Origin of the sequence: Pararhizobium qamdonense (assembly GCF_029277445.1) — a bacterium.
Taxonomy (GTDB): Bacteria; Pseudomonadota; Alphaproteobacteria; order Rhizobiales; family Rhizobiaceae; genus Pararhizobium; species Pararhizobium qamdonense.
This window is the reverse complement of sequence record NZ_CP119567.1, coordinates 203,582-218,625: the sequence shown is the minus strand read 5'-3', so window position 1 is coordinate 218,625 and position 15,044 is coordinate 203,582. Positions and strand designations below refer to the sequence as shown.

Sequence of the window (15,044 nt, the reverse complement as noted above, 5' to 3'; positions counted from 1 at the left end):
CCACGCCGGGATACCCGTTCGAATGAAACTTGACGCCATCGACCTGCGGATTTTAGAGGCCGTCCAACGGGATGGGCGCATCACCAAGCTGGCGCTGGCTGAAGAGGTCGGCCTGTCGCCGACGCCCTGCTGGATGCGGCTGCGCAAGCTCGAAAAAGCCGGGATCGTCTCGGGCTACCACGCGCGTGTCGCTGTGCGCCGCGTTGCGCCTGTTGCGAGCGTGATGATGGAGGTCACGCTCGGCAATCACCGCCAGGTGGATTTCGACCGTTTCGAGCGGGCAGTGACGGCCATTCCTGAAATTGTCGCCTGCTGGTCGGTCGGCGGTGGGGTCGATTACATCGTGAAAATCATGGCGTCGAATATCGACGCCTATCAGCGGCTGGTCGATGACCTGCTTGACCGCGAAATCGGCATCGCCCGATATTTTACATATATCGTGACGAAGACGGTGAAAGAGGAAACCGTGTTGCCTGTTTCTGTTCTCCTGTCGCAGGAGAGCATAGCGGACAGCTAGACAATTCCTCTGCAAGCCCCCCGTCATTTGGACAGATCCTCTTCTGTCCTTGCTGCCAACAGACCATCTCTCCCCCCAAAGCTGTCAGACTGCGTGGCAATCGACGCATGAGGAGCCGCAGATGAACGCTGTTTTCGCCCGACCCGCCTGTCACGACGCTCTTGCGCGGCTGAATGACAAACATCTGTTGAAATCGCTCGCTTATATCGGCGGCCGCTGGGTCGCCAACGCGGCGAACAACACGTTCGAAGTGCGCGATCCCGCCACATCGGTACCTCTCGCCTGGGTTTCGCAGCTGGATGCGACTGAAACGTCGCAGGCCATCGATGCCGCCGCACGCGCCTTTCCAAAATGGCGATCGCTTTTACCGCAGGAGCGCGCCAAAATCCTGCGCCGCTGGTATGAACTGATGCTCGCCGCCAAGGATGATCTGGCTCTGATCATGACGCTGGAGCAGGGAAAGCCGCTGGCGGAATCGAAGGGCGAAATCGATTATGCCGCGTCCTTCATCGAATGGTACGCGGAGGAAGGCAAAAGGCTGAATGCAGAGAGCGTCACCAGCCACCTGCCGGACGCCGAAATGATCGTGCGCCGTGAGGCGCTGGGTGTCGTCGGCATCGTCACGCCCTGGAATTTTCCGTCCGCCATGATCACCCGCAAGGCGGCTGCAGCATTGGCTGCAGGCTGCACGGTCGTTGCCCACCCGTCTTCTGAAACTCCTCTTTCCGCACTGGCACTGGCAGAGCTTGGGGAGAGGGCCGGCATTCCGGCGGGCGTTTTCAACGTCGTGACCGGCGACGCTGCCACCATTGTCGGCCGCCTGTGCGAAGACAGCCGGGTCCGGGCGCTGAGCTTTACCGGCTCCACCGAAATCGGAAAGCTCATCGCTGGGCAATGCGCGCCGACCCTAAAACGGCTGGTGATGGAACTGGGCGGCCACGCGCCGCTGATCGTCTTTGACGATGCGGATGTGGACAAGGCGGTCGATATCGCCATCAATGCAAAGTTCGCGACATCGGGCCAGGATTGCCTCGCCGCCAATCGCATCTTTGTGCAGCGCCCCATCCTCGACGCCTTCAACGCGGCTTTCAAGGCACGCATAGAAATGCTGAAGGTGGGGGACGGCCTGGAACCCGGCGTCGATATCGGCCCTTTGATGCATGAGCGGGCGGTGACAAAGGTGCATGAGCATGTGACCGATGCCATCAAGCGCGGCGCGCAGTGCCTGACCGGCGGCACACGTCACCCGGCTGGACCCTTGTTCTACACCCCGACGCTGCTCACCGGCGTGCCCAGCGATGCTCTGATCATGTCGGAAGAAACCTTCGGGCCAGTCGCTGCCATTGCCGTTTTCGACACCGAGGACGAGGTGATCGCCCGCGCCAACGACACCGAATACGGCCTCGTTGCCTATGCCGTCACCGAAAACGGCGCTCGGCAGATGCGGCTCGGCCGGGCCCTGGACTACGGCATGGTGGCGATCAACCGGGTCAAGATCACCGGCGGCCCCATTCCCTTTGGCGGCTGGAAACAATCCGGTCTCGGCCGCGAAGGATCGCGGCACGGCATCGAGGCTTTCACCGAACTCAAATATCTCTGCATCGACACCGCCGCCTGATGGCGCCACCGACCCATTGAACATAGACACGAGGAATAGGCATATGTCCGACCACAGCAACGAAATGACCGCCTGGGACCGCGACCACTTCTTCCATCCGTCCACCCATATGGGCATGCATGCACGCGGCGAGACGCCCACCCGCATCATTGCCGGCGGCGAAGGCGTCTACATCACCGATACCAACGGCCGCAAAAGCCTGGATGCGTTTGCCGGCCTCTACTGCGTCAATGTCGGCTATGGCCGCCGGAAGATTTCCGATGCCATTGCCGAACAGGCCAAGAACCTTGCCTATTATCACGCCTATGTCGGGCATGGGACCGAGGCTTCGATCACGCTTTCGAAGATGATCATCGACCGGGCACCGGCCGGCATGAGCCGCGTCTATTTCGGCCTGTCGGGCTCCGACGCCAACGAGACCAATATCAAGCTGATCTGGTATTATAACAACATCCTCGGCCGCCCGGAAAAGAAGAAGATCATTTCCCGCTGGCGCGGTTATCACGGCTCCGGCGTCATGACGGGCAGCCTGACCGGTCTTGACCTGTTCCACAATCTGTTCGACCTGCCGCGCGCGCCGATCCTCCACACGGAGGCGCCCTATTATTTCCGCCGGGCCGACCGGTCGATGAGCGAGGAACAGTTCTCGCAACATTGCGCCGACAAGCTGGAAGAGATGATCCTTGCGGAAGGCCCGGAGACGATTGCGGCCTTCATCGGCGAGCCGATCCTCGGCACCGGCGGCATCGTGCCGCCGCCGGCCGGCTACTGGCAGAAGATCCAGGCCGTGCTCGAAAAATACGATATCCTGCTGGTCGCCGACGAAGTTGTCACCGGTTTCGGCCGTCTCGGCTCGATGTTCGGCTCCGGTCATTACGGCATGACGCCAGATCTCATCACCATCGCCAAAGGCCTTACCTCTGCCTATGCGCCACTTTCCGGCTCGATCGTCTCGGACAGGATGTGGCAGGTGCTCGTCGAAGGCTCCGACAAAATGGGCGCGATCGGCCACGGCTGGACGTATTCAGCCCACCCGATCTGCGCTGCCGCCGGCGTCGCCAATCTGGAACTGGTCGATGAACTCGGCCTCGTTGACAATGCCGGTTCGACCGGTGCCTATTTCCGGGCTGAACTGGCAAAAGCTGTCGCCGGCCACAGGAATGTCGGCGAGGTGCGCGGCGATGGCTTGATGGCGGCGGTGGAATTTGTCGAGGACAAGGATGACCGCACATTCTTCGATGCATCCCGCAAGATCGGCCCGCAGATCTCGGCCGCCCTTTTGGAACGCGGCGTCATCGGCCGCGCCATGCCCCAAGGCGATATCCTCGGCTTTGCACCGCCGCTGTGCCTGACACGGGATGAGGCAGATATCGTGGTCAAGGCTGCGGCCGGTGCCATCGAGGCGGTTTTGGGCCGCTGAAGGTTAAGTACAGGGAATATGGTTTTAAACATTGAATGCCGGGCCTGTGAGTGCCCGGCATTCATCAAACAGCATTGCTAAGTCTACCGAAGCGCAGGTCGCTTCGCGAAACGCCGATGTGGTAGCGGTTACAGGCTCAGTTTACGGCTGTAATCGTCTTCGACACGCAGAACATCGTCATCCTTGATATAGGCGCCTGTTCTGACTTCAATCAGCTCCAGAGCGACACGTCCTTTATTGGCGATACGATGCACCTTTCCAAGCGGGACATAGATCGATTCGTTTTCAGTCAGGATCGAGGTGGTGTCGTCAATCGTGACGGTCGCGGTGCCGCCGACGACGACCCAATGTTCTGCACGGTTCATATGGCTCTGCAGGGAGGTGCGGGCACCGGGATCGATGACAAGGCGCTTCACGGCGAAGCGGTCACCCGTCAGCATCTCCTCGACATAGCCCCATGGACGGTATCCGCGTTTGTGAGTTTCGGTTATCCCACTGTGGCCGCCACTTTTCAGTGATTCGACAAGTCCCTTGACCTCCTGCGCCCGCGCTTTCGGCACGACAAGAACGGCATCCTGCGTCACCACCACGACCAGGTCCTTAGCACCTACAACCGTCGTCATCATACCGGTAGAGTGGATCAGGCAACCTTCCGATCCAAGTGCCAGCCCTTCTCCGACGATCGCATTGTCTTTCTCACTCTTCGGCGCAACCTCCCAGATTGCATCCCAGCTGCCGATATCCGACCAGCGGAAATGCCCGCGCACGACGGCGATTTTTTTGGTCTTCTCGATAACTGCGTAGTCGATCGAGTCCTTCGGCGAACCTTCGAAACTTTCCTTATGAAGCCGAAGGAAGCCGAGGTCGGTTTCTGCCTGTTCGACTGAATACTGAACAGCGGCCAGAATGTCTGGCGCATAAGCCTGCAGTTCGGCGATCATCATGTCCGAGCGGAACAGAAAATTGCCCGAATTCCACAGATACCCCTTCTGCAGATAGCCGATCGCCGTTTCGGCATTGGGTTTCTCGACGAAGCCTTCGACCAAATGCAAATCCGCTTCGCCGTTGAACGGCGCGCCAGGATTGATATAGCCATAGGATGTGCGAGGCTCGGTTGGAGTAAGCCCGAAGACCACAATATGCCCCTCGAGGGCCGCCTTGCATCCGAGTTTTACGGCGTCAGAAAACAAACCCTCGTCGAGGACAACATGGTCCGCGGCCAGGGCAAGCACAAGGCCACCAGGAGAACGCCGTTCAGCAAGGACAGCCGCCGCCGCCATCGCAGCGGCACTGTCGCGCCGGGCCGGCTCAAGCACAACCGTAGACGGTACGCCAACTTCCTTCGCTTGATGCTGTGCGAAGAAACGAAAATCCTCGTTGGTTATCACCACCGGCGCCCCGTAGAGTGCAGGGTCGGAGACGCGCTTCAATGTCTGCTGATAGGTTGATAAATCACCCACCAGAGGCTGAAATTGCTTCGGGAGCTGATCGCGCGACACCGGCCACAGTCGCGAACCCGAACCGCCAGCCAAAAGAACCGGGGTAATTTTTGTCGTTTTAAACGGCACGCAATATGTTCCTATTCTTCCTAAACAGCCTTGGATTGTTGCGCGCAACATCTCCGCACAACATGTAATCGTCAAGCCTTTGTTGTGTTTTCGCTATTTTTGCAACAACCTTGGCGATCAATATACTGAATAGCCTCAAGAAATATGACATATGTGCGTCCACATCGACTTGCACCCTGGCTCCCGTAGACATGTGACACGCAACGCAAAATCTTCTGGTCTGCCGCAGCGGGCAGTCGGCAGTGGATGACTCTTTCGCGTCGAAGTGATGTCAGACCGATCCGCCAAGCCTGTCCTACCAGCCGCACCCGGACATTTACTTGCCCTTCGACGGCGTTTCCGTCTTGGCGTCCGGTTCGCCGCTCAAATCCAGCGCGCGGGTGACGCTCAAGGCGACGATCGTGCAGATTGCGCCGGAGATCAGGTAGCCGCCGATGAAGATGATGCCGAAGTTGCTGGCAAGGCCGAGCGCGACCAGCGGTGCAAAACCGGCGCCGATCAGCCAGGCAAGGTCCGAGGTCAGGGCTGCGCCGGTATAGCGGTAATATTGACCAAAGCGCGAGGAGACGGCGCCCGATGCCTGGCCGAAGGACAGGCCGAGAATGCCAAAGCCGATGATGATGAAAGCATCCTGGCCCGACCGTCCGGCATCGAGCAGAAACGGAGCGGAGAAGGAGAAGATGGCGATGATGACAGCGCCGATCATCAGCTGGTTGCGACGGCCGATACGATCCGCAATGAGGCCGGACAGGATGATGGCGATGAAGCCGACGGCAGCGCCGGCCACCTGCACCCACAGGAACTGCGCCGCCGACTGGCCGCCGAACAGCGTTACCCAGCTTAAGGGAAAGATCGTGACGAGGTGGAACATGGCAAAGCTTGCCAGCGGCGCGAAGGCCCCGAGCAGCACATCGGAGGAATGCTTGCTCAGCATTTCGAAGACCGGGCGGGCCTGCAACTCGTTATTTTCCAGTGCGGAGCCGAATTCCTGGCTGGCAACGATGCGCAACCGGGCAAACAGCGCCACGACGTTGATGGCGAAGGCCACGAAGAATGGATAGCGCCATCCCCAGGAGAGAAAATCTGCATCGGAAAGATTGGCGACGAAATAGCCGAACAGGGTGCTGGCCAGCGCAAAGCCGATGGGCGCCCCGAGCTGCGGGATCATCGCGTACCAGCCACGGCGGTGCGGCGGTGCGTTGAGATTGAGTAGGGAGGCCAGGCCATCCCAGGCGCCGCCGAGCGCAAAGCCCTGGCCCAGCCGGAACAGCGCCAGGAGCGCCACCGACCAGTAGCCGACGGTCTCATAACTTGGCAGGAACGCGATGGAGGCAGTGGAGCCACCGAGGATGAAGAGCGCGATCGTCAGCTTCGTGCCGCGTCCATAGTTGCGGTCGATCCACATGAACACGAAGGATCCGACGGGGCGAGCCAGGAAAGCCAGTGAGAAAACCGCAAAGGACATCATCGTTGCCGCCACCGGATTGGGCGCGAACGAGAAGATCAACCGCGGAAAGACGAGCACTGAGGCGAGGCCATAGACGAAGAAATCGAAAAACTCCGACATGCGGCCGATGATCACGCCAAGCGCAATGCTGCCAGCCGAAAGCGGCTTGTCGCCGTGCATACGCCGGGCGTCCTGCTCAAGTCCCGATGACGAAGGATTTGCCACTACGCCCATAATCTTGCTCTCCCCGAAGGATTCCGATTTCATCACAATGTGAACCCAGGCCGGGCTTTGACTGAGAATATGGTGCAAAACCGCTGTGGTCCATCCTATAAACGAACGTGCCGTTCACGAATGCCACAGAAGCTTTGACCTCAACCAAAGACCGTCTATACCTTAGCCCAGACAGACGTTCGACTTCGATCCAGGCCAAACTTTTTGCAACGCGACAAATTGCTGCACTGCGACGAACCACCTCATTCCTGTAGCAGGGATGCTTCGCTAGTGCGGAAGACACGGAACGCAAACTTCGAGCCCGCTATGTCCAAATGGAAAACCGCCAGCCGCTTTCTCACCCTGTTGCCACTCCTGGCGCTGGCCGGGTGCAACATGGTTGTCATGGCCCCATCCGGCGATATCGCCATGCAGCAGCGGGATCTCATCATCATTTCCACGGTGCTGATGCTGTTGATCATCGTGCCCGTGTTGTTTCTGACGGTGTTTTTCGCCTGGCGCTATCGTGTCTCCAACACCAACGCCAAGTACGACCCGGAATGGCATCATTCGACCGCGCTGGAAGTGGTCATCTGGTCTGCGCCGCTGATCATCATCATTGCGCTGGGTGCGGTGACCTGGATCAGTACACACAAGCTCGACCCCTATCGCCCGCTTGACCGGATCGACGCGCAACGCGCAGTGACCGCCGAAGTGAAGCCGATCAACGTCGAAGTGGTCGCGCTGGACTGGAAATGGCTGTTTTTCTATCCGGATTACGGCATCGCCACCGTCAACGAGATGGCGGCTCCCGTCGATGTGCCGATCAATTTCAAGATCACCTCCTCGTCTGTCATGAACTCCTTCTACGTGCCGGCTCTTGCGGGCATGATCTACGCCATGCCGGGCATGCAGACCCGCCTTCATGCCGTGATCAACAAGGAAGGCGAATATGATGGTCTGTCGGCCAACTATTCCGGCGACGGTTTTTCCCATATGCGCTTCAAGTTTCATGGCGTGCCGCAGGAAGGCTTCGATCAGTGGGTCGCCCGGGTCAAGGCACAGGGCACCGCCCTCAACCGCGACGCCTACCTGAAGCTCGAGAAGCCAAGCACCAAGGAGCCGGTTCGCTACTACGCTACCGTCGATGACGGCCTTTACACCTCCATCCTCAACATGTGCGCCCATCCCGGCAAGATGTGCATGAGCGAAATGATGCATATCGACATGATGGGTGGTTCGGGCAAGGACAGTGCTGAAAATCGCGGGCGCCTCGAATATGACAGCCGGCACGGCACAGAAGAAGCTCCCGCCGCAACATTTCCGGCGACCGGCAATCCGGCACGCAGTGAAAAACCCGCCGAAGGCGTGGATGAGAAGCAGCCGATGGACCATTCTATGCACGGGGGCGACCCCATGCCCGAAAATGATCAGAACGGGCCCGCTCCGGCGCAACTGAACACCAACAGCACGACGCAGCCATAAGGCCGCGCCCGCGACATTTTGGACAAAACCATGTTCGGCTATAATACTTTGACGGAATTCATCTTCGGACGGCTCACGCTTGAAGCCATCCCTTATCACGAGCCTATCCTCGTCGTGACGTTCATCGGCGTGGCGCTGGGCGGCCTCGCCGTCCTCGCATTGATAACGCGCTTCAAGCTCTGGGGCTATCTCTGGACCGAATGGTTCACCAGCGTCGATCACAAGAAGATCGGCGTCATGTACATCATCCTGGCGATCATCATGCTGCTGCGCGGCTTTGCCGATGCGATCATGATGCGTGTCCAGCAGGCGATCGCCTTCAACGGCAATGAGGGCTATCTCAACGCCCATCACTATGACCAGATTTTCACCGCCCATGGCGTGATCATGATCTTCTTCGTGGCGATGCCGTTCGTCACGGGCTTCATGAACTATGTCGTCCCGCTGCAGATCGGCGCACGCGACGTATCCTTTCCGTTCCTCAACAATTTCTCGTTCTGGATGACGACAGCCGGCGCGATCATCATCATGATGTCGCTGTTCGTCGGCGAGTTCGCCCGCACCGGCTGGCTTGCCTATCCGCCACTGTCGGGTTCGGACTACAGTCCGGGCGTTGGCGTCGATTATTATATCTGGGGGCTGCAGGTGGCAGGTGTCGGAACGACATTGTCGGGCATCAACCTGATCGCCACCATCGTCAAGATGCGCGCGCCAGGCATGACATTCATGAAGATGCCGATCTTCACCTGGACATCGCTTTGCACCAATATCCTGATCGTTGCCACCTTCCCGGTTCTGACCGCAACGCTCGCACTTTTGACCCTTGACCGCTACGCCGGCACCAACTTCTTCACCAACGATCTCGGCGGCAACCCAATGATGTATGTCAACCTGATCTGGATCTGGGGCCATCCGGAAGTCTACATCCTCATCCTGCCGGCCTTTGGCATCTTTTCCGAAGTGGTTGCGACCTTCAGCGGCAAGCGGCTGTTCGGCTATGCCTCGATGGTTTACGCGACCTGCGTGATCATGATCCTTTCCTATCTCGTCTGGCTGCACCATTTCTTCACGATGGGTGCGGGAGCGTCCGTCAACGCCTTCTTCGGGATCACCACGATGATCATCTCGATCCCGACCGGGGCAAAGATGTTCAACTGGCTCTTCACCATGTATCGCGGCCGTATCCGCTACGAACTGCCGATGTACTGGACGATCGGTTTCATGATCACCTTCGTCATCGGTGGCATGACCGGCGTTCTGCTCGCCGTTCCGCCGGCAGACTTCGTGCTGCACAATTCGCTGTTCCTCATTGCTCATTTCCACAACGTCATCATCGGCGGTGTGCTGTTCGGGCTGATGGCCGGCATCGTCTACTGGTGGCCGAAGGCATTCGGCTACAAGCTCGATGAATTCTGGGGCAAGATGAGCTTCTGGTTCTGGCAGATCGGCTTCTTCTTCGCCTTCATGCCGCTCTATGTGCTCGGCCTGATGGGCGTGACGCGGCGCGTGTCCCAGTTCGAGGACCCGTCCCTGCAGATCTGGTTCATCATTGCAGCCTTCGGCGCCTTCCTGATTGCGCTCGGAATTGCCTCCTTCATCGTCCAGCTCGTCGTCAGCTACCTCAGGCGCGACCAGCTGGCTTGCGGCAGCGATCCCTGGGATGGGCGCACGCTGGAATGGTCGACGTCCTCGCCACCGCCGGAATACAACTTCGCCTTCACGCCGGTGGTGCATGATCATGACGGCTGGTATGACATGAAGAACCGTGGGCATGAGCGCCCGGTAACCGGCTTCCGTCAAATCCATATGCCGAAGAACACCGGCACCGGCGTCATCCTGTCTGTCCTGAGCATAGCGTTTGCCTTTGCGATGATCTGGTACATCTGGTGGCTGGCGATCCTCGCCTTCATCGGCCTTATCACGGTCGCAATCGCCCATACGTTCAATTACAACCGCGACTTCTATATCCCGGCGGAAACCGTTTCCGCGACGGAAGATGCGCGCACCAAGCTGCTCGCGGAGCGGATCTGACATGGCAAAAGACATTCAACTGCATGAGGGCGACAAGCCGGTCTTCTACCTGAAGGAAGACCACCATCCGGAAGGCAGCACCAATCTGGGCTTCTGGCTCTACCTGATGAGCGACTGCCTGATCTTTGCCGTGCTGTTTGCCACCCATGGCGTGCTCGGGCGCAACTATGCGGCCGGCCCCTCGCCTGCCGACCTGTTCGACCTGCCGCTGGTGGCGATCAACACGGCGATGCTTTTGTTCTCGTCCATCACCTATGGCTTTGCCATGCTGCAGATGGAGCGCAATGCCAAGGCCGAAACGCTGTTCTGGCTTGGTGTCACCGGCCTGTTCGGTGCAGCCTTTCTGGGCCTTGAACTCTACGAGTTCACGCATCTGATTCTGGAGGGTGCGGGGCCAACGCGCAGTGCGTTCCTGTCATCGTTCTTCACGCTGGTCGGCACCCACGGCCTGCATGTCACCTTCGGCATCATCTGGCTGATCACGCTGATGGTCCAGGTCCACAAGCGCGGCCTGATCCCCGAAAACCGCCGCCGGCTGATGTGTCTTTCGATGTTCTGGCACTTCCTCGACGTTATCTGGATCGGCGTCTTCTCGTTTGTCTATCTGATCGGAGTCCTCGGATGAGCTCACACCCGCACGCCCCTGCTCATAACGATGGTGACAACGCCCATCACGGGCATGGTCATGAGGCCGGCCATGGTTCGCTAAAGGGCTACATGATCGGGTTCGGGCTGTCCGTCATCCTGACGGCCATTCCGTTCATTCTCGTCATGGCCGGCGTTTTCGACAGCAAGCTCCTGACGGCGGTTCTCGTCATGGCATTCGCTGTCGTCCAGATCGTCGTCCACATGGTCTACTTTCTGCATATGAGCCCGCGCTCGGAAGGCGGCTGGACGGTCATGGCGCTGCTCTTCACCCTCGTCATTGTCGGCATCACACTCGCCGGCTCGCTCTGGGTCATGCACCACCTCAATGTGAACATGATGCCGATGTCGCCGGATATGATGCGGAACATGCCCTGACGGTCGATCCAGGTGAGTGCTGAACATCCCGTGACAGCGGACGCAGCCGGACATTCACGCCGCGCCCGGCGTGTTTTCATCAGCGCCATGCTGGTCCTGACACTCGTCTTTGCCGCACTGGGAACCTGGCAGGTCCAGCGGCTGCTCTGGAAGCTGGACCTGATCGCCCGCGTGGACGCGCGTGTTCATGCAGGTCCAGTACCCTCGCCCGCACAGGGAGAGTGGGGCGGGATCAGCGCCGAAAAGGACGAGTATCGCCATGTCACGGCGACAGGCACCTTCGAGCATGGCAAGTCGGTTCTCGTTCAAGCGGTCACTGAACGCGGCGCCGGTTACTGGCTGCTGACGCCACTGCTTCTGTCGGATTCATCGGTGGTCCTGGTCAATCGCGGGTTTCTGCCAGCGGCGGAACGTAACTCGGCTGCGCGCACGGCAAGCGAAATCGTTGCCGGGCCTGTCACCGTCACCGGTCTGCTGCGCATCAGCGAACCCGGCGGCGCCTTCCTGCGCTCGAACGATCCGGCCAATGACCGCTGGTACTCCCGTGATGTCGATGCCATCGCCCGCTCCAAGGGCCTTACGCCGGCCGCACCCTATTTCATCGATGCCGATGCCACGCCCAATCCCGGCGGCCTTCCCATCGGCGGCCTGACCGTGGTTCAATTCCGCAACAGCCACCTTGTCTATGCGGCGACCTGGTATGCCCTTGCAATCATGACGGCGGCAGCGCTGATCATTCTGCGCCGCCGCCGTCTGATCTGACGAAAACACGGGTTACGCGCCGGGCTCCGCCTTCAATCCGCGTTTCGCAAACATGGGCGTGAGCGTGTTCAAAACAAAGCTCCGGCCGGGCTCATGGTTGCCGGATAGCCGGCGTCTTCGAGACCCTTCGTAAGAGCCGACGGCGTCGCCGCCGTTTCCACCTTGACCGTGCGGGCACTGAGATCGATCGTTATCACGGCATTCGGATCGACGGATTGGATCGCCTTGGTCACAGATCTGGCGCAGCCGCCGCAGGTCATGTTTTCGATTGTCAGTTCCATTGGGATTTTCCTCATTTGGCTATGCTGCAGAAGATGGGGCTTCCAACCATGGGAAGGTCAAGTGGCAATGAAACACTAAATCTGCTATTGACCTTCCCATGGTTGGAAGCCCCATCTTCTATCCGGACCTGAATTCGGAATGAAAAGGAGGCGGCTATGAATGCCCCTGTTCGCGCAAAAGACCTGACCGGAACGCTGTCGCTCCCCATCGAGGGGATGAGCTGTGCGTCTTGCGTCGGCCGTATCGAAAGAGCGCTCCATAACGTTGCGGGCGTTGACACCGTTTCGGTGAACCTGGCGACGGAACGTGCGACCATCACGACCAAATCAGCGGTTGCGCACGAAATGCTTGTCGAGGCCGTGGAAAATGCCGGCTATTCGGTTCCTGAACAATCTCCCGGTTCCACGGCTCTGACGGAACTGTCGATCGAGGGCATGACCTGCGCATCCTGCGTCGGCCGTGTCGAGCGGGCGTTGAAGACGGTGCCCGGCGTGACGCAGGCTGCCGTCAACCTGGCGACGGAGCGCGCCACGATCCACGGAACCGCCGATCAGGCAGCCATGATTGCGGCGATCGCCGAGGCCGGTTACGCGGCAAGAGTGATCGCTGCGGCAGCAGGCGGCGAAAGCGAGGGTAACGGGCACGCGGAAAGAAAAGAGGCCGAGCGCCGTCAACTCACCCGGGATTTCACCATCGCGGCGGTGCTGACCGCGCCCATCTTTCTACTGGAGATGGGATCGCATCTCATTCCGGGCGTGCACGGCCTTATTGACGCGACGATCGGCATGCAGGCGAGCTGGTACGTCCAGTTCGCGCTGACGACGCTCGTGCTTTTTGTTCCGGGCATCCGTTTTTACGCCAAGGGGCTGCCGGCGCTCTGGCGTCTGGCGCCCGATATGAACTCGCTTGTGGCTGTCGGCTCGCTGGCTGCCTATGGATATTCACTGGTTGCAACATTCGCCCCCGGCTTCCTGCCGCCGGGAACGATCAATGTCTATTATGAAGCAGCCGCTGTCATCGTGACGCTCATTCTGCTCGGACGTCCGCTTGAGGCGCGTGCCAAGGGCCGGACATCGGAAGCGATCAAGCGGCTGGCCGGTCTCCAGGCGAAGACCGCGCGCGTGCGTAAAGACGGCAAGACGATCGACCTGGCAATCGGCTCGGTCGTTGCCGGTGATTTGGTCGAGGTTCGTCCGGGCGAGCGGCTGGCCGTAGATGGCGAGGTCGTTGAAGGCGCCAGCTATGTCGATGAATCGATGATCACGGGCGAGCCGGTCCCGGTTTCAAAAATCACAGGCAGCGCAGTTGTCGGTGGCACGGTCAACCAGAAGGGCGCGTTCGTGTTCCGCGCGACGGCGGTCGGCGGCAAGACGGTCCTGTCGCAGATCATCCGCATGGTCGAGGAAGCGCAAGGCTCCAAGCTGCCCATCCAGGCGCTGGTCGACAAGGTCACCATGTGGTTCGTACCGGCAGTCTTTGCGGTCGCGGCGCTGACCTTTGCGGCCTGGCTGATCTTCGGCCCGTCGCCCGCGCTCACCTTTGCGCTCGTCAATGCCGTGGCCGTCCTGATCATCGCTTGCCCCTGCGCCATGGGTCTCGCGACGCCGACATCCATCATGGTGGGCACCGGGCGTGGCGCCGAACTTGGCGTGCTCTTCCGCAAGGGAGAAGCGCTGCAGCTGCTGAAGGATGCCAAGGTCGTGGCGCTCGACAAGACGGGGACTTTGACCGAGGGCAAGCCGGCCCTGACGGACATGGAACTGGCTGATGGCTTCGACAAACAAACCGTGCTCGGTCTTGTGGCCGCCGTCGAGGCAAGGTCAGAGCATCCTATTGCCGGTGCGATCGTCGATGCTGCCACCAGTCAAGGCATGCCGCTGCCGCCGGTGTCGGATTTTCAATCGGTGACGGGCTTTGGTGTCAAGGCCAGTGTCGGCGGCAAACGCGTCGAGATCGGTGCGGATCGCTACATGGCCGAGCTTGGCTATGATGTGGACGTGTTCTCCGAAGTGGCCGGGCGCCTGGGCAATGAGGGCAAATCGCCGCTATACGCCGCAATCGACGGCACGCTTGCAGCCATCATCGCCGTGGCCGATCCGGTCAAGGCGACAACGCCGGCGGCTATCAAGGCGCTGCACGATCTCGGCCTCAAGGTGGCGATGATTACTGGCGACAATGCCCGTACCGCCAAAGCTATCGCTTCCCGGCTTGGGATCGATGAGGTGGTGGCGGAGGTATTGCCGGACGGAAAGGTCGATGCGGTTCGCCGTCTTAGGGCAAGTTATGGCAAGATTGCCTTCGTTGGTGACGGCATCAATGATGCCCCGGCGCTGGCCGAGGCGGATGTGGGACTTGCCATTGGCTCGGGAACGGACATCGCCATCGAGGCGGCTGACGTGGTGCTGATGTCGGGCAGCCTCCAGGGCGTTCCGAACGCCATCGCTTTGTCGAAGGCGACGATCGGCAATATCCGGCAGAACCTGTTCTGGGCGTTTGCCTATAATACGGCGCTGATACCGGTCGCCGCCGGCCTGCTCTATCCGGCCTATGGCATCTTGCTGTCGCCGGTCTTTGCCGCGGGCGCCATGGCGCTGTCGAGCGTGTTCGTGCTCGGCAACGCGCTGCGCCTGCGCCGTTTCAAGCTGACAAACTGAGAGACCACCGAAGCATTCTAGTAC

12 protein-coding genes are annotated in these 15,044 nt (G+C 59.8%); 9 read left to right on the top strand and 3 right to left on the bottom strand.

Features of this window, described 5'->3' with window-relative positions:
• The first annotated feature begins 22 nt into the window (after positions 1-22).
• The 3 genes from PYR65_RS22290 to PYR65_RS22280 all read left to right on the top strand — a co-directional run bounded on the left by PYR65_RS22290 (position 23) and on the right by PYR65_RS22280 (position 3,555).
• Positions 23-517, top strand: a complete 495-nt coding sequence (locus PYR65_RS22290; protein ID WP_060636803.1) for an Lrp/AsnC family transcriptional regulator — start codon at positions 23-25, stop codon at positions 515-517.
• A 121-nt stretch (positions 518-638) separates the two neighbouring features.
• The gene (locus PYR65_RS22285) at positions 639-2,135 is read left to right on the top strand and encodes an NAD-dependent succinate-semialdehyde dehydrogenase (RefSeq protein WP_276121628.1); all 1,497 of its coding nucleotides are present in this window, start codon (positions 639-641) and stop codon (positions 2,133-2,135) included.
• 43 nt (positions 2,136-2,178) lie between these two features.
• Complete coding sequence (locus tag PYR65_RS22280; RefSeq protein ID WP_276121627.1) at positions 2,179-3,555, top strand: aspartate aminotransferase family protein; 1,377 nt, start codon at positions 2,179-2,181, stop codon at positions 3,553-3,555.
• A gap of 128 nt (positions 3,556-3,683) precedes the next feature.
• On the opposite strand, the gene PYR65_RS22275 is transcribed toward PYR65_RS22280, so the two are convergent.
• Positions 3,684-5,123 (bottom strand): mannose-1-phosphate guanylyltransferase/mannose-6-phosphate isomerase, encoded by a 1,440-nt coding sequence (locus tag PYR65_RS22275; RefSeq protein ID WP_276121626.1) that lies wholly within the window; start codon positions 5,121-5,123, stop codon positions 3,684-3,686.
• Between the two features lie 316 nt (positions 5,124-5,439).
• On the bottom strand, positions 5,440-6,804 hold the full coding sequence (locus PYR65_RS22270; RefSeq protein WP_060636933.1) for an MFS transporter: 1,365 nt from the start codon (positions 6,802-6,804) through the stop codon (positions 5,440-5,442).
• Between the two features lie 306 nt (positions 6,805-7,110).
• Here PYR65_RS22270 and cyoA point away from each other — a divergent pair, with 306 nt between their 5' ends.
• From cyoA to PYR65_RS22245, 5 genes are read left to right on the top strand one after another with little or no spacing between them, the layout of a single operon-like run.
• Positions 7,111-8,268, top strand: a complete 1,158-nt coding sequence (cyoA, locus tag PYR65_RS22265) for a ubiquinol oxidase subunit II (protein WP_276121625.1) — start codon at positions 7,111-7,113, stop codon at positions 8,266-8,268.
• 30 nt (positions 8,269-8,298) lie between these two features.
• Positions 8,299-10,299: a cytochrome o ubiquinol oxidase subunit I gene (gene cyoB, locus PYR65_RS22260; RefSeq protein WP_276121624.1), complete on the top strand. Its 2,001-nt coding sequence runs from the start codon at positions 8,299-8,301 to the stop codon at positions 10,297-10,299.
• A 1-nt stretch (position 10,300) separates the two neighbouring features.
• Positions 10,301-10,924, top strand: coding sequence for a cytochrome o ubiquinol oxidase subunit III (cyoC, locus tag PYR65_RS22255; RefSeq protein WP_276121623.1), 624 nt, complete (start codon positions 10,301-10,303; stop codon positions 10,922-10,924).
• The gene (gene cyoD, locus PYR65_RS22250) at positions 10,921-11,322 is read left to right on the top strand and encodes a cytochrome o ubiquinol oxidase subunit IV (protein WP_060636815.1); all 402 of its coding nucleotides are present in this window, start codon (positions 10,921-10,923) and stop codon (positions 11,320-11,322) included. Before cyoC ends, cyoD begins: the two co-directional genes overlap by 4 nt.
• A 30-nt stretch (positions 11,323-11,352) precedes the next feature.
• Positions 11,353-12,084 (top strand): SURF1 family protein, encoded by a 732-nt coding sequence (locus PYR65_RS22245; RefSeq protein ID WP_407951348.1) that lies wholly within the window; start codon positions 11,353-11,355, stop codon positions 12,082-12,084.
• Positions 12,085-12,152: 68 nt separating this feature from the next.
• Here PYR65_RS22245 and PYR65_RS22240 read toward each other — a convergent pair whose 3' ends face one another.
• The gene (locus PYR65_RS22240; RefSeq protein WP_276121622.1) at positions 12,153-12,365 is read right to left on the bottom strand and encodes a heavy-metal-associated domain-containing protein; all 213 of its coding nucleotides are present in this window, start codon (positions 12,363-12,365) and stop codon (positions 12,153-12,155) included.
• 156 nt (positions 12,366-12,521) lie between these two features.
• Here PYR65_RS22240 and PYR65_RS22235 point away from each other — a divergent pair, with 156 nt between their 5' ends.
• A complete protein-coding gene (locus PYR65_RS22235) occupies positions 12,522-15,020 on the top strand; it encodes a heavy metal translocating P-type ATPase (RefSeq protein ID WP_276121621.1) in 2,499 nt (832 codons plus the stop codon).
• Positions 15,021-15,044 lie beyond the last annotated feature (24 nt).

What these genes read in the sequence shown, in the direction of transcription:
- PYR65_RS22290 (WP_060636803.1), top strand. Translation starts at nt 23, where the DNA reads ATGAAACTTGACGCCATCGACCTGCGGATTTTAGAGGCCGTCCAACGG.
- PYR65_RS22285 (WP_276121628.1), top strand. Translation starts at nt 639, where the DNA reads ATGAACGCTGTTTTCGCCCGACCCGCCTGTCACGACGCTCTTGCGCGG.
- PYR65_RS22280 (WP_276121627.1), top strand. Translation starts at nt 2,179, where the DNA reads ATGTCCGACCACAGCAACGAAATGACCGCCTGGGACCGCGACCACTTC.
- PYR65_RS22270 (WP_060636933.1), bottom strand. Translation starts at nt 6,804, where the DNA reads ATGGGCGTAGTGGCAAATCCTTCGTCATCGGGACTTGAGCAGGACGCC.
- cyoA (WP_276121625.1), top strand. Translation starts at nt 7,111, where the DNA reads ATGTCCAAATGGAAAACCGCCAGCCGCTTTCTCACCCTGTTGCCACTC.
- cyoB (WP_276121624.1), top strand. Translation starts at nt 8,299, where the DNA reads ATGTTCGGCTATAATACTTTGACGGAATTCATCTTCGGACGGCTCACG.
- cyoC (WP_276121623.1), top strand. Translation starts at nt 10,301, where the DNA reads ATGGCAAAAGACATTCAACTGCATGAGGGCGACAAGCCGGTCTTCTAC.
- cyoD (WP_060636815.1), top strand. Translation starts at nt 10,921, where the DNA reads ATGAGCTCACACCCGCACGCCCCTGCTCATAACGATGGTGACAACGCC.
- PYR65_RS22240 (WP_276121622.1), bottom strand. Translation starts at nt 12,365, where the DNA reads ATGGAACTGACAATCGAAAACATGACCTGCGGCGGCTGCGCCAGATCT.
- PYR65_RS22235 (WP_276121621.1), top strand. Translation starts at nt 12,522, where the DNA reads ATGAATGCCCCTGTTCGCGCAAAAGACCTGACCGGAACGCTGTCGCTC.